Annotated in this window: 9 protein-coding genes; 2 read left to right on the top strand and 7 right to left on the bottom strand. The window is 66.3% G+C overall.

Annotated features, from left to right (window positions below; translation table 11 throughout):
* Positions 1-43: 43 nt before the first annotated feature.
* Genes ACGVWT_RS01575 through ACGVWT_RS01565 form a run of 3 tightly spaced genes read right to left on the bottom strand, consistent with a single transcriptional unit; the run spans position 44 to position 5,591 of the window.
* Positions 44-2,137, bottom strand: coding sequence for a glycoside hydrolase family 97 protein (locus ACGVWT_RS01575; protein ID WP_315461335.1), 2,094 nt, complete (start codon positions 2,135-2,137; stop codon positions 44-46).
* Positions 2,134-3,756 carry an alpha-glucosidase gene (locus tag ACGVWT_RS01570; protein ID WP_315461336.1) on the bottom strand — a complete coding sequence of 541 codons (1,623 nt, stop codon included), beginning with the start codon at positions 3,754-3,756 and terminating at the stop codon, positions 2,134-2,136. Before ACGVWT_RS01570 ends, ACGVWT_RS01575 begins: the two co-directional genes overlap by 4 nt.
* Positions 3,757-3,761: 5 nt before the next feature.
* The gene (locus ACGVWT_RS01565) at positions 3,762-5,591 is read right to left on the bottom strand and encodes an alpha-amylase family glycosyl hydrolase (RefSeq protein ID WP_315461337.1); all 1,830 of its coding nucleotides are present in this window, start codon (positions 5,589-5,591) and stop codon (positions 3,762-3,764) included.
* Positions 5,592-5,733: 142 nt separating this feature from the next.
* Between ACGVWT_RS01565 and ACGVWT_RS01560 the strand changes: the two genes are divergently transcribed.
* Positions 5,734-6,786 (top strand): LacI family DNA-binding transcriptional regulator, encoded by a 1,053-nt coding sequence (locus ACGVWT_RS01560; protein ID WP_116461286.1) that lies wholly within the window; start codon positions 5,734-5,736, stop codon positions 6,784-6,786.
* A gap of 349 nt (positions 6,787-7,135) precedes the next feature.
* Here ACGVWT_RS01560 and ACGVWT_RS01555 read toward each other — a convergent pair whose 3' ends face one another.
* The 3 genes from ACGVWT_RS01555 to ACGVWT_RS01545 all read right to left on the bottom strand — a co-directional run bounded on the left by ACGVWT_RS01555 (position 7,136) and on the right by ACGVWT_RS01545 (position 12,619).
* Positions 7,136-8,650 carry a tryptophan halogenase family protein gene (locus tag ACGVWT_RS01555; RefSeq protein ID WP_315461338.1) on the bottom strand — a complete coding sequence of 505 codons (1,515 nt, stop codon included), beginning with the start codon at positions 8,648-8,650 and terminating at the stop codon, positions 7,136-7,138.
* Between the two features lie 206 nt (positions 8,651-8,856).
* On the bottom strand, positions 8,857-11,772 hold the full coding sequence (locus ACGVWT_RS01550; protein WP_116461287.1) for a TonB-dependent receptor: 2,916 nt from the start codon (positions 11,770-11,772) through the stop codon (positions 8,857-8,859).
* A 175-nt stretch (positions 11,773-11,947) separates the two neighbouring features.
* On the bottom strand, positions 11,948-12,619 hold the full coding sequence (locus ACGVWT_RS01545; RefSeq protein WP_315461339.1) for a DUF6445 family protein: 672 nt from the start codon (positions 12,617-12,619) through the stop codon (positions 11,948-11,950).
* A gap of 123 nt (positions 12,620-12,742) precedes the next feature.
* On the opposite strand from ACGVWT_RS01545, the gene ACGVWT_RS01540 reads away from it, so the two are divergent.
* Positions 12,743-13,093, top strand: a complete 351-nt coding sequence (locus ACGVWT_RS01540) for a hypothetical protein (RefSeq protein ID WP_294213708.1) — start codon at positions 12,743-12,745, stop codon at positions 13,091-13,093.
* A gap of 21 nt (positions 13,094-13,114) precedes the next feature.
* On the opposite strand, the gene ACGVWT_RS01535 is transcribed toward ACGVWT_RS01540, so the two are convergent.
* Entirely contained in the window at positions 13,115-14,548 is a 1,434-nt protein-coding gene (locus ACGVWT_RS01535) for an MATE family efflux transporter (RefSeq protein WP_116461290.1), read from the bottom strand.
* Between the last annotated feature and the right edge of the window lie 248 nt (positions 14,549-14,796).

Raw genomic sequence — 14,796 nt, 5'->3', positions numbered from 1 at the left:
CAAGTCCGGGGTGACGGAGTGATTGGGGCGAGCACGCGACCACTTACTTCCGGCGGGCCTTGCCGCTGGCGACGAACCGGATCGCCTCGCCGCCGCCGGGGGCGAGAGCGAGCGTGATCGTGTCGCCCTTCTTCACCTGCCGCTTTTCGATCGCGATCGCGTGGCGGGCGTCGGTGCGATAGTCCGCGCCCGTGCCGTCCCGGTAGATTTCCGCGGTGTAGCTGCGGCCCGGGTCGAGGAAGTCGAGGCTGACGTTCAGCGTCCGGCCGCTGTCGTTGGTGATGCTGCCGAGATACCAGTCGTCGCTCGCACGGTCCTTGCGCGCCACGGTCACGTAATCGCCGACCTCACCGTTCAGCACGCGCGTGTCGGACCAATCGACCGGTACGTCGCGGATGAACTGGAAGGCATCCATGTGCTTGGCGTAGTTTTCGGGCGTATCCGCCGCCATCTGCACCGGCGAATAGATGACGACGTAGAGCGCCAGTTGCTTCGCCGCAGTCGACATCAACGCGCTGCCGCCCTGCCCTTCCAAACTCAGCATACCCGGCGTGAAGTCCATCGGCCCGCCGAGCCACTGGGTGAAGAACATATTGGCTTCGTGGTTGGGCGGATTCTTGCCCGGCCAGGCGTTATATTCCATGCCGCGCCCGCCCTCGCGCGCCAGCCAATTGGGGTAGGTGCGGCGCAGGCCGGTATCCTTGACGGGTTCGTGGCTGTCGATCCCGACCTTATATTTGGCGGCGGTCTGCACGACGCGCAGATAGTGGTTCACCATCCACTGCCCCTCATGCCATTCGCGCTTCTTGGTGCCGTCGGCATCGACGCGTTCGATCTGCGCGGCGTCGGTGACGTAGCCGGTTTTGACCACGGGGATGCCGTGATCGCGGGCATAGGCGAAGGCGCGGTCGAGTTGCGCGTCGTAATGGCTCGCCGATCCGCCCGTCTCGTTATGGCCGACGAGGTGGACGCCCTTCGCCTTGGCGTAACGGGTAAGTTCCGCGGCGTCGAAATCGGGGGTCGGCTGGTCGAATTGCATATCGTTACCGTTGCCGAACCAGTCGCCATCCCAACCGACGTTCCAGCCCTCGACCAGTACGCCGGGAATCTTATTCGCGGCGGCGAAGTCGATGTACTTTTTGACGTTGGCGGTGGTCGCGCCATGCTGCGGCCCGGTTGCCCAGGTCCATTCGCCCTTGATCATCTTCCACCACACGCCGACGAACTTGGCGGGCTTCAGCCAGCTGACGTCGCCGAGCTTGTTGGGTTCGTTGAGGTTCAGCTCGAGGTGGCTCATGTAGAGGCCGGGCGCGTCGTCCGACAGGATGATCGTCCGCCACGGGGAGGCGAAGGGTGCGGCACGCGTGACCTTGGGCGCACCGGCGCCGGGGGTGAGCGAGGCCTTGAAGGTGTTTCCTTCGCTGCGCGCAAGGTTCATCGCGGCATAGTCGACCAGCGCCGCTTCATGCAGTGCGGCATGCGTGCCATCGGCGAGCTTTACCGTCATCACCGTCTGCGCGGTGCCAACCGCGTCGAGCGGCGTCTTGTTGTAGAGATATTCCTCGCGGTTCCACAGGTACGCGGGCTTCCACCACGCGGTGCCGTTCTGCGCGAAGGCGAATTCGGTCAGCTCGTCCGAGATATTGGCGTTGTGCAGGTTCGGCTGGTCGGGGAAGCTGTAGCGGAAGCCCAAGCCGTCATCGAACAGGCGGAAGGTGACGTCCATCTCACGCTTCAAACCCGTCTTCTCGCGGAAGCGCAGGGTGAGTTCGTTGTGCCGGTCGCGGATCGTCCGCCATTCACCGAAGGGCTGCGTCCAGCTGCTGTCGCCGCTCGCCTTGGACTGGCCGATCAGTTCGACGTTGCGCTCGATCTTCGGCGCGTCGGTGAACATGATGCCGAGACGGCTGGGATTGAGGATCGCCTTGCCCTTGCGGGTGACCGCATAGGTGGGGCGGCCATCGTTATCGAAGGCGATGGTGAGCGCGATGCTGCCGTCGGGCGATGTGGCGGTGGCGACGGGCTTGAACGTGGCGGTCGGGATCTGCGCAACGGCATTCGGGTCGGTCTGCGCGAACCCCGCGGTTGCCACGAGCGCCAGCGTCATCGCGGCGCCGATCGTGAAATGCCTCATCATGCCTCTCCCGTTCTTTTGGCAATCAATGCGCCATATCCGTCGAAATGCCAGCCCTGCGTCGCGGTCTCCGCGACGGTCTGCCAGTGATCGGGCTGGTCCGGCGCCCAGCGCTGCGGCTCGGGCGACAGATTGAAGACGCACAGCATCGTCTCGTCCGCAGCGCGCCGTTCGATCGCGAGCATCGCTTCGCTCGCCTCGACGATGCGGATGTCGCCGGTCAGCAACGCCGGATGCGCCTTGCGCAGGGCGAGGACGTCGCGGGTCCAATGGAGCAGTGCGTGCGGGTCACGCTCCTGCCGATCGACCGCGAGCGCGCCGTGATCGGCACCGATCGGCAGCCAGGGCTTGGCGGTCGAGAAGCCGAGGTTGGGGGCATCGGCCGTCCACGGCATCGGCGTACGCGCGCCGTCGCGTGACAGGGTTCGCGGCCAGTTGGCGATGGCTTCGGGATCTTGCAGATCCTCGAACGGCACGTCGACCTGGGTCAGGCCGAGTTCCTCGCCGTAATAGAGGAAGATGTTGCCGCGTAGCGACGCCAGCAGCAGCATCTTCATTCGCGCGAAGGCTCGCGCCTGCTCCGGCGCAACCCAGCGCGAGATGGCGCGGGGGGCGTCGTGGTTCTCGAACGCCCAGCTCGGCCAGCCGACGCCGTCCTGCTCGGGCCATTTCTCCACCGCCTCTGCCACGACCGCAGGGGTCAGGCCGGGGGCGTAGAGGAAATCGAAGCCATAGGCGCTGTGCAGGCGGCGGCCTTCGGCGGTGAATAGCTTCATCTCGCGGTCGCTGTCGGCGCCGCCGACCTCGGCCACGGTGAAGCGTGCGTCGTAGCTGTCGAACAAAGCGCGGATGCGTTCGAGGAAGCCGGGGATCGCGTCGTGGCTCTGGTTGTAGGTGTGGAGCTGGTAATCGAACGGGCGGGTGCGCGGGATGCCGTCGTCCAGCGGCGCGGGCGGATTGTCGCGGAAGCCGGGATCGAACATCATGAAGTTGATCGCATCGATGCGGAAGCCGTCGATGCCGCGCTCCAGCCAGAAGCGTGCCACGTCGAGGAACGCCTGCTGCACCGCCGGATGGTGGCCGTTGACCTGCGGTTGTTCCTTCAGGAAGTTGTGCATGTAATATTGGCGGCGGCGCGCGTCCCAGGTCCACGCCGGGCCGCCGAACACCGACTGCCAGTTATTCGGGGGCGAGCCGTCGGGCTTTGGATCGTGCCAGACGTACCAATCGGCGCGGGGATTGTCGCGGCTGGCACGGCTTTCCTCGAACCAGGGGTGCCGGTCGCTGGTGTGCGCCCAGACCTGATCGATGATGACCTTTACACCAAGCGCATGCGCGCGGGCGACGAGCGCGTCGAAGTCGGCGAGCGTGCCGAAGATCGGGTCGACGTCGCAATAATCGGACACGTCATAGCCGAAATCGGCCATCGGCGACCGGAAGAAGGGCGACAGCCAGATCGCCTCGACGCCAAGGCTCGCGACATGGTCGAGATGCGCGGTGATACCGGGCAGGTCGCCGATGCCATCGCCGTTCGAATCGGCGAAGCTGCGCGGGTAGATCTGATAGATGGTGGCGCCGTGCCACCAGGCACGGTCTTGGGGGCGGTCCTGGGGAGGTTGCATGTGGCTCATCGTGCTGGGGTCAGCGCGCAGATCGCATAGCCGAGCGGCGGCAGCGTGACAGTGAGGCTGCCGGGCGCTGCGACCGCACCACAGCCGGAGCCGGCGAGCGTGCTGGCGGCGGTGGCGCCGACGCCGATCTCGATCTGACGGGTCAGCGGCGTGGTGGACGTGTTGAAGGCCAGCAGCACCTCTGCGCCCGTCGTCGGGTCGAAGCGCGAGATGGCGAGCAGGCCGGGCGTATCCTCGCGGGCGCGCAGCAGCTGGCGGCCGCGGGTCAGCGCCGGGGTGGCGGTGCGCAGCCTGGCCAGCATCGCGGTCTGTCGGAACAGCGGATTGTCCTGGCCGAAGCTCTCTGTCGCGGTCGTCTTGGTGGTGCCGAGCAGGCGGTTGTCATTGTAGCTGGCGACTTTGCTCGCGAACATGTCCTCGCGCGCGTCCTGGTCGTTGCCGTCGCTGACGAAGCCTTGCTCGTCGCCCGAATAGATGGTCGGCACGCCGCGCAGCGTCAGCAGCATGGCATTCGACAGCATCACGCGTTGCAGCACTTCCGCGTCGGTCGCGTTTGGGAAGGCCTTGCGCACGAAGGTCGAAAAGCGGCCGTCGTCGTGATTGCCGGTGAAGGTCGGCAGCTGGATCGCGGTGTCATAGCCCTTGGCGTAGAGCGCGTCGCCATCGAACAGCGCCTCGAACGCGTCGGTGCCGCGCGTGCCGGCGACCGTTTCCACCACCGCCTGGCGGAATGAGAAGTCGAGGACGGCGGGCAGCTTGTCGACGACCGTGTGCTGGGCGAGCACGGCGGGGCGGACGTCGTGGTCGGAGACTTCGCCGAAGATATGGAAGTTGGGGATGCCCTTCGCCTTGGCGCGCGCTTCCATCGCGGGGACGAACGCAGCCCAGAATTCCGGATCGACGTGGCGGGCGGTATCGATGCGGAAGCCGTCGATGCCGTAGCGGTCGATCCAGCCGCCGAAGATGTCGATCATGCCGCTGAGGACGCGCGGGTTTTCGGTCATCAGATCGTCGAGGCCGACGAAATCGCCCATCGTCGAGCTTTCGTTGCGATAGGTCGTGTCACCGCGGTTGTGGTAAAGCGTGACGTCGTTCAGCCACGCCGGGACCTTCACGTCCTTTTCCTTCGCGGGCACGAAGGGCGTGTAGGCATAGGTCGGGTCGGTGAGCTTCGCGAAGTTCGCGGTGCTGCGGTCGTGGTCGCCGACGAAGCCCGGATTGATCGCCTTCCCCGTCACGCCGCCGCGGCGCTGGTAGGGATAGTCGGCGCGGCTGCGGTAGGGGCATTCGCGCTGGCCGACGCATTCGCGATACTGGATCACGTCAGCCGTGTGGTTGATGATGATGTCCATATAGACCTTCAGCCCCCGCTTGTGGGCGGCGGCGACGAGGTCTGCGAAATCCTGATTGGTGCCGAGGTGCGGATCGACCTGGGTAAAGTCGGTGATCCAATAGCCGTGATAGCCCGCCGACTGTTGGCCGGGGCCGCCCTGCACGGGCTTGTTCTTGAAGATCGGGCCGACCCACAAGGCCGTCGCGCCGAGCGACTGGATGTAATCGAGCCGCTTGGTCAGCCCCTTGAGGTCGCCGCCGTGATAGAAGCCCTTGGCGGTGGGATCGAAGCCGGTGACGGTGCGGTCGCCCTTCAGGCCGCCGCGATCGTTGGTGGGATCGGCGTTTTCGAACCGGTCGGGAAGCAGGAAGTAGATCACCTCGTCCTGCGGCAGGCGCGCGCGGTAATCGGCAGCCGCCGTCTGGGCGGGCGCGGCGGACGCGGCGAGCAGCAAGGCGAGCGCGGTCGCGGTTCGTGTGGCCAGCTTCAGCATGCATCCCCCAAGTCACGCGCAGCCGATCCGTCGCCGGCCGCATCCGGCCCGCCTTGTGCGGACCGCGCGCCTCCAAGCCAAGCATAGGGCATACGTATTCAACGCCGCTATCCCTACCGCCCGGCTTTGGCTACAGTCCCGCATGGCCGTAAAGAGCAGAGGACGGGGAACGGGCGCGGGCGACAAGCCGCCGACCTCGTTCGACATCGCCGCGCTCGCCGGCGTATCGCAACCGACAGTCAGCCGCGCGCTACGTGGCGACCGCACGGTCAGCAGCGCGACGCGGATGCGGATCGAGGCGATCGCACGGCAGCTGAACTACAAGGTCGACAAGAACGCGTCGTCGCTGCGGCGGGGGCAGAGCATGACGCTGGCCCTGCTCTTCTTCGAGGATCCGCTAGACGACGGCAGCTTCATCAACCCCTTCTTCCTCTCCATGCTGGGATCGATCCTGCGCACCTGTGCGGCGCGGGGGTATGACCTGCTCACCTCGTTCCAGCAGCTCTCCGCCGACTGGCACACCGATTACGAGGACAGCCGCAAGGCGGATGGGATCATCCTGCTGGGGTATGGCGATTACGAGCTGTACAAGGCCCGGCTGGAGGCGCTGGTGGCGCAGGGCACGCATTTCGTGCGCTGGGGATCGGTCGACGCGCATCCGATCGGGGTGACGATCGGCTGCGACAATATCGCCGGCGGCCGGATGGCGGGCGCGCATCTGATCGCGCGCGGGGCGACGCGGATCGGCTTCATCGGCGATGCCGACGATCATTATCCCGAGTTCCGCGACCGCTATCGCGGGCTGTGCGCGGCACTGCGCGAGGCTGGGCTGCCCGTGCATCCGGGCCTGCATGCCGATGCGCTGTCGGTCGAGCAATCGGGCTATGACGCGACGAAGCGGCTGCTGGCGCGCGACCTGCCGTTCGATGCGCTATTCGCCGCATCCGACCTGATTGCGCTGGGCGCGGTGCGCGCGCTGACCGAGGCCGGGCGGCGGGTGCCGGAGGATGTGGCGATCATCGGCTTCGACGATATTCCCGCCGCAGCGACGACGCAGCCGCCGCTCACCACGATCGCGCAGGATTATCGCAAGGCGGGCGAGGTGCTGGTCGACACGCTGCTACGCCGGATCGCGGACCAGCCGACCGATACGGCGTTGTTGCAGCCACGGTTGATCGTGCGGGCGTCGGCCTGAAGATAGACAACATGAACACCTTGGGCGAAACGATCCGGGGGTATCGTTTCCGATTTGGGGATGATCGGGGATGAGACAAAGCGGTGCCGGTGACGGCGTCGCGCTGTGTGCCATCGTTGGTGGCTGTAGGACAGGGGTAGGTGTTTTCCCGTTCGCCGTCAGGGGCTTGCGGCGACTCCGATCCTATAGGGGGCGGAGACACCCCTAGTTCGTCACCCCGGACTTGATCCGGGGTCCCGCTAGTTTCGGCCCGCACACAAGAAGAAGCGGGATCCCGGCTCAAGGCCGGGATGACGGGGGTCTAGTTGCGGGGGTGGAGGCGGGACAGCAAGTTGACGACGCGCGGGGGTTAGGGCCGCGCGGCGCAGTGGCGGGCGATGAGGTCGGCGTGGCTGGGCATGGCCTGTGCTTCGCGGCGGTAGAGCAGTTCGAGCGTTTCCATATATTCGCCGAGGTCGTCCGTACCGATCTGGTCGGCGAGCGGGTGGTAGGCGGCCGCCTGCACCCCCTGCCCGGCTAGCACCTGCAGCCAGCCGTCTTCGGTGAACAATTCCTCGTGCTCGCGGGTGATCGTGCCGGCCTGTTGCCAAAGCGCGATCTTGGCGCGGAGCGTGTCGGGCAGGTCGGCCTCGCGGCGTTCCTGCCAGAAGGGTTCGGCGCGACCGTTCGCCCAATAATGGAGGATCAGGAAGTCGCGGATGCGCTCGATCTCGAAATCGGTCTGGCGGTTGTATTCGTCGCGCAAGGCGTCGGCGATCGGAAATGCGGGGAGCAGCTTCACCAGCCGGGCGATGGCGGACTGGATCATGTGGATGCTGGTCGATTCGAGCGGTTCGAGGAAGCCGCTGGCGAGGCCCAGCGCGACGACGTTGCGGTTCCAGGCGCGCTTGCGGCGGCCGGTGACGAAGCGAAGGTGGCGAGGGTCGGCCTGCGCCTCGCCCTCGATATTTGCCAGCAGCGCCGCGGTGGCGGCATCGTCGGACAGATGGCGGCTGCAATAGACATAGCCGTTGCCAGTGCGGTGCTGAAGCGGGATGCGCCATTGCCACCCCGCCTCGCGCGCAATCGCCCGCGTGTAGGGCACCGGCGCGCCGACGTTGGCGCTGGGCACCGCGACGGCACGGTCGCATGGCAGCCAGTGCGTCCAATCGTCATAGCCCGTTTCGAGTGCGCCCTCGATCAGCAGGCCGCGAAAGCCGGTGCAGTCGAGGAACAGGTCGCCCGCGATCCGCTCGCCCGAGGCGAGGACCAGCGCCGCGATATCGCCGGTGTCGCCGTTCCGTTCGAAGCGGTCGATCTTGCCTTCGGTGCGCTCGACACCGCGGTTGACCGCGAAGCGGCGGAGGTAGGCGGCGTATAGCCCCGCATCGAAGTGGAAGGCATAGGGCATCGTCGGCAGCGTCTGCGCGGTGATGGGGCCGCCGCGGTGCATACGGCCGGCGCGAGCAGCGACCTCGTTGAGCGCATAGGCGTCCAATGGCTTGGCGAGGCCGAGCGCGCGGGCGCGCAGCCAATAATGCTGAAAGGCGATCAGCCCGACGTCGCGCCCGACGTCGCCGAAGGCGTGCATGTAGCTGTGGCCGGGGTCGTGCCAGCCGTCGAAGGCGATGCCGAGCTTGAACGTGCCGCCGGTGGCGCGGAGGAAGGCGTCCTCGTCGAGGCCCAGTGCCTGGTTGAACAGGCGTATCTGCGGGATCGTCGCTTCGCCGACGCCGACGGTGCCGATCTCTTCGGATTCGACCAGCCGGATGCGATAGCCGCTTTCGAGCAGGCCGCCGAAGGCCGCCGCGGCCATCCAGCCCGCGGTGCCGCCACCGGCGATGACGATCGTGGTGATGGGCGTCGTGAGAGGAGTGTCCGCCATGCCGTTGGCCTATCAAGAAAACGGGCTGCCGTCACATGACGACAGCCCGAGGGGTTCCGGGGAAGGAACTGGTGTGGTCCGGCCAGAAACCGTCGCCCCAGCGGAGGCTGGGGCCTTGTGCGGCTCCTGTCCCGTGCCCTCGCCGGGAGATCCCAGCTTTCGCTGGGATGACGGCTTGGGCGCCGGGATCGGAAGGGGCGTCAGGATCAGAACTTGTAGGTGATGCCGATATAGTAATCGCGGCCGTAGCGCTGATAGTCGATCACCTGACGGACGTCGTTGTTCTGATAGGTGATGAACGGACGATCGGTCAGGTTCTTCGCCTGGGCGAGGATCGAGAAGCCCTTGAGGAAGCCCTCCTGGAATTCGTAGCCGACCTGCGCGTCGAGGATGCCTTCCGACTTTGCCGTGCGGTAGGTCGGCGAGGCCGAGAGGCCCGCGACTTCGGCGAGGAAGTCCGACCGGTAGCGATAGTTAACGCGCGCCTGGAAGCCGTACTTTTCGAAGTACAACGTGCCGCTGGCGACGACGTCCGACAGGCCCGGCAGCGTGATCGGCATCGGGTTGTTGGCGTAGACGATGCGCGAGTCGGTGTAGTTGCCGGTCACGAACATGCCGAAGCCATCGAGCGCGCTGGTCAGCGTCTTGAACGGCAGCGACAGCGTGGCTTCGACACCCAGCACTTCGCCGCGACCGGTGTTGGCAGGTGCCGACACGTTGCCGATCTGCAGGTTGTTGCGCGTGATGATCTGCTGCTGCGCCGCCGTCAGGCCGCCGAGCAGGCCCGAGAAGTCATAGGCGTAGGCATTGTTCGGATCGACGAAGTCGGTGAGGTGCTTGAAGTAGCCCGACAGTGCGACATAGCCGCCGCCGTCAAAATACTTTTCCAGCGAGATGTCGATGTTGGTCGACTGGTAGGGCCGCAGCGCGACGTTGCCACCGCTCGACGTGAACACCGGATTCAGTGCGGGGTTGGTGTTGTTCGCCTGGATGTTGGCGAAGTTGATCGACACATCCTGCGTCACGCGCTCCTGGTCGAGGCGCGGACGGATCATCGTCTGGGACGCACCCAGCTTTACGTAGCCGCTGTCGATCAGCTCGACCGAGAAGGTCGCCGAGGGCAGGACGTTGGTATAGGTCGACTTCTGGTCGGCCGGCGCGATCGTTACGATGCCGTTGTTAACGCTGGCGATCTGGCCAGTGCCGCGCTGTTCGCTGCGGATGACCTGCACGCCGAGCGCACCCTTCACCGACTTGCCGCCGAGTTCGCCGTCGATGTTCGCCTGGGCGTAGCCGGTCCACACGTTCTCGGTCACGACGTTGTCGCGGACCAGCGCCGAGGGACGGCCGTCGAACGCCTTGTTGAGCGCGTTGTTGTAGACGTACAGCGGGTCCCAGGTCAGCATCGCAGGGATACCGAGATAGGTCAGCGGAATGTTGGTGCCGAGCAGCGCGGCGGTGGGCAGCGGCGCGGTCAGCGGGGTACCGCTGGCGACGGTGCAATTGGTGCCCCCGCCGGTCGGGCAGAGGAAGTAGGAGGTGTAGGCGCTGGTCTTTTCACGACGGCTGTAGTTGCCGCCGACTTCCCAGCTCTTGATGATGCTGCCGTCGATATCGCCCTTCAGCGCGGCGCGCAGCGACTTCAGGTCGTCGCGGAACTTCGGCTGGTTGAGGAAGCCGGACTGGACGACCGGCTGCGTGCCGTTGTTGCCCCAGCCCTGCGGGTCGGTCAGCTTGAAGATGCTGGTGTTGGTGTAGTCCAGCGTCGGCACGATCTTGTAGGTGCCGTTCGCATTCTGCGTCACGGTCACGCGATCGGCGACGCCGCTCTTCGCAAAGCCGGTGCCGGTGTTGGTTTCGAGCAGGAAGTCGGTGCGGTCCGCACGGCTCCAGCTGGCGTCGACGTTGAAGTGCAGATTGTCGGCGATCTTGAAATCGTTGTTCCAGCCGAGCGACAGATTCTCTGCGGTGCGCTTGTTATAGTCGTTGCGCTGCACGGCGAAGACGTTGCTGAACGTCGTCGCAGTGGCGAAGCCGTTGTTCGTCGTGATGCCGCTCTTGACGGGATCCGAGAAACCGAGCGGGAATTCGATGCCGCGCAGGCGCTGTTCTTCGGTGAAGTGCGAATAGAGCGCGTCGAAGGTCGAGTGAAAATTCTCCGACGGGGCCCATTCGATCGTCGCGACCGCGCCATAGCGGCGCAGCTCGTTCGACTGGACATAGGGCTTGGCGCCGCCCAGCACATACGGGTCGGCCGCGGTGCCGCTGCCAGAATAGCCCCAGGCGTTGTAGCGCTCGTCCTGCGAGGGCGTCTGCGTCGCCGACACGCCGATCGCGATGCCGAGCGTGTTGTCGGCGAACTTGTCGATATAGGTCGCCGAGGCGCGATAGCCGTAGCGCGACGAATCCGGGTTCAGATTGTCGATGCCGTTCATCTGGCCGCGCGCGTTGATCGCGAAGACGCGCTGCGACTGGTCGAGCGGACGCAGCATGCGCAGGTCGACGGTGCCCGAGATGCCGGCGGCGATCAGCGTGGCGTTCGCCGACTTGTAGACGTTGACGTTGCGGAAGAATTCGGAGGGATACTGATCGTATTCGACGCCGCGGTTGTCGCCGACGGTCACCTGTTCGCGGCCGTTGAGCAAGGTGGTCGAGAAATCGGGGCCGAGGCCGCGGATCGACAGGCGCTGGTCGCGCCCTTCGAGGCGCTGGGCGGTGACGCCGGGCAGGCGCGCGAGGCTGTCGGCGATCGACACGTCGGGCAGCTTGCCGACGTCTTCGGCCGAGACGCTGTCGACGATCAGCGTCGAATCGCGCTTGATCTTGGCGGAGTTGGCAAGGCTGGCGCGGATGCCGGTGACGACGATGTCGCCGTCATCGGCCGCGGCGTTGGCGGCGGTCTGCTGGACGGCGGCGGCCTGGTTCGGCGTCGGGTCGGCGGCGGGGGCCGGTGCCTGCACCGTCGCGGCGGCGGGCGGGTTGGCGGTCGGCGACTGCGGGTTGGGCGCTTCCTGCGCGAAGGCGGTGCCGCCGGTGACGAGCAGCACGCTGCCGATGGCCACGGTGCTGGAGCGCAGCGCGATCAGCGCACGACGCGAAAAATTGGAATCGATGTGGGACACGAAAATCCTCCCCCTGACGAATGCCATGCCCCCGCCCGCTACCATCGCGGACGATCGGCTGACTGTGTTGCGGGCTTGTGAACGCGAGAGGATTAGGTGCCAAGTTGGCCACATACGTATTCACGGGCGCATGCACTGCGCCCCGCGGCCGCCGTGTCTTTTCCGCAACAGCGGGTTAGTCGCGCAGTTCCAGGAAGGTATTGACGGTCAGCCGGCCGGTTTCCGGGTCGGGATCGAACGACAGCGTGTCGGGCAGATGTGCGCAGTGCAATGTGTTGGAGCGATAGAGGATCGCGCGGTTGAAGCGCCCCTGATGCAGCGCGACCCGCTCGAATACCGATGTGTCGCCGGCGATATAGGCGGCATCGGGCAGGCCATGGGTCGCGAGATCGGCGTCGAGCGCGGCGCGGTAGGCAGGCAGCCGCGCGGCATCGATCGATTCGAAACCGGTGCTGCGATGCCGATAGAAAGCGGTGCCGCTCGATTCGTCGGGCGAGAGGTAATGGAGCAGCGCGAGGCGGCGCGGCGAGACTTCGTCGAAATGCGGCAGGCGCTGGATCGGGGTGAGTGCCGATGGCGGCGTAGTGACGATCGAGTAGAACGCGTCGACCACCTCCAGCGCGCCCGGGCCGAACACCTCCGCGACCACGGGCGCCAGACGCGCCAGGGGATCGCGCAGCATGGGCGGTGCGACCACCGCGCGGATGCCGGGATAATGCGGGCCGATCGGCGCGAACGACAGGAAGGCGGCGTCGTCGCGGAAGCGCGCGGCATCGGCAAAGCCGTCGATCACGACGACGGGCTGTTCCTCTGCGCCATGGCGCTCGACCGATATCTGCCAGTTCATCCTGTGCGTGTGCCGCCGTCGGCGATAGGGTTCAACCGCGACGATAAGTCCGGAACGGATGCGTATCGATCGCGTTTATCGGTCGACCGCGCTACGAACGCGGCGGACAAGCAAGGGACGATCATGATGCGTGGATGGCCGGTCTTGGTTTTGGGCATGGCGCTGGCAGGGTGCGGGACGCAGGGCGGATCGAACGAGACTGTCGCGGCGAACACCACCGCCACGTCGCAGGGCAGCGGCTATATCGCCAAGGTGCTCGCACTGCCGCCGCGCCAGCTGAACGGCGTGCTGTACCGCGCGATCGACGACGCGAAACAATCCTGCCAAGGCATCGCCGACACGCTGCGGCAGAAGGACAATAACGGCAAGCCGGTGTGGGCGGTCCGCTGCACCGATGGCGGCGCGTGGCTGATCACGATCGGGGACGACGGCACCGCGGACGTGACCGGCGTGCCCGCCAAGGCCGGCGGCTAAGCGCCGTCACAAGCGAACCCGTCAGCCCAGCGGCATCTGCCGGGCGGCGGGTTCGACTTCTGCCTTTGCCTGTTCCTCGCAATGCGCGGCGGGCATCAGGCGGCCCTTTCGCCAGTTGCCATAGCGGTAATAAGCGATCGTCATCGCCATCGACGCGAGTGTGCCGGCAGGAAAGCTCCACCAGATCGCGTCGGCGTGGAGCATCGGTTGCAGGGCATACGCGATGCCCAGCCGCACCGGGAACAGCGCAACCGCCAGGATCACCAGCGGCCCGACGACGGCGCCGTTCGCGCGCACGGTCGAGGCGAGCACCATCGACACGCCGAAGAACAGAAAGCTGACTGAGCCGACGATGTTGATGTGTGCGGCGAGGTCGATCGACGTCGCGTCGCTGCCGAGGAACAGGCCGAGCGCGGTCCGATCGGCAAGCGCCACCGCCCCGATCAGTGCAGCGGTCATCGCGAGATTGATGAGCACACCGGCGCGCGTGACCCGCGCCACCCGGTCCCACCGCCCTGCCCCGATGTTCTGCGCCGCCATGGCGCTGACCGCGGCGCCCACCGCCATCGCCGGCATCTGGATATAGGTCCACAGCTGGTTGGCCGCGCCATAGGCCGCAGTGGTGGTGGTGCCGTAGCTGTTGATCAGGCCGATCATCGCCAGCGCCGACGCGGTCACGACCAGCATCTGGAGGCCCATCGGCACGCCCTTGGTCACGATCGGGCGCAGCAACGCAGGATCGGGGATCAGATAGCGCCATTCGGCCCCGCGCAGCCGGACGACGAGGTCCTGCCGGTAGACATAGGCAAGCAGCGCGAGGAACGAGACGGTGTTGGCGATGCAGGTCGCGAGCGCCGACCCGGCAATGCCGAGTTCGGGCGCGCCGCCGAGGCCGCGGATCAGCACCGGGTTGAGCGTGACGTCGATCAGCGACCCCAACGCCATGAACTTGAGCGGCGTCACCGAATCCCCTGCCCCGCGCAACGCCATCGACAGCAGGACCGACAGGAAGCCCGTCGGCATCGAGACGAAGATGACGCGGAGATAATCGAGCGCGAGGCCATAAGCGTCGGCAGGCGTCCGCAGCGCGGTGAGGATCGCGGGCGTCGCGAACCAGCCCGCCACCACGACGACGACGGAGAGCAATCCGAACAGGCCGGCCGCGGTGCCGAATACGCGCCGCACGCCGTCGATATCGCGCCGGCCCATCGCCTGGCCGATCAGGATCGTCGCGGCCATGCCGAAGCCGAAGACGGCGGAGATCAGCAGGAACATGACGAGGCTGGCGTTGGTCGTCGCCGCCAGCGCGCGCTCACCGAGCAGCCGGCCGATCCAGATCGCGTTGATCGATCCGTTGACCGATTGCAGCACGCTGGAGCCGAGGGTCGGGAGGGCGAAGAGCAGCAGCGTGCGGCCGATCGGGCCGGTGGTGAGGTCACGCTGTGGTTTCGCCATTCGGGTTGCCTTTGATTGTGGACCGGCGGGGTTGGCGCTGACGTGTTCGAGGTGTCGGGGAAAGGCAAGCCGGGGAAGTGATTCCGGTGTTACCTTCAGGCGCGGGCTATTCGTCGTCACTTGGCGATTTTCGGGGTTCCGCGCCTGCTGCGTCATTCGCTGCGGGTTCGAAGTTCCGCATGACCTTCGTCACTTCCGACGGTTAGCAAGCGCCGCTTTCTGCATCGTCATCCCCGCGGAGGCGGGGA

Origin of the sequence: Sphingomonas sp. S6 (assembly GCF_043498045.1) — a bacterium.
Classification (GTDB): Bacteria; Pseudomonadota; Alphaproteobacteria; order Sphingomonadales; family Sphingomonadaceae; genus Sphingomonas.
The sequence above is the reverse complement of the archived record's forward strand: the minus strand, read 5'-3'. Positions and strand labels throughout refer to the sequence as shown.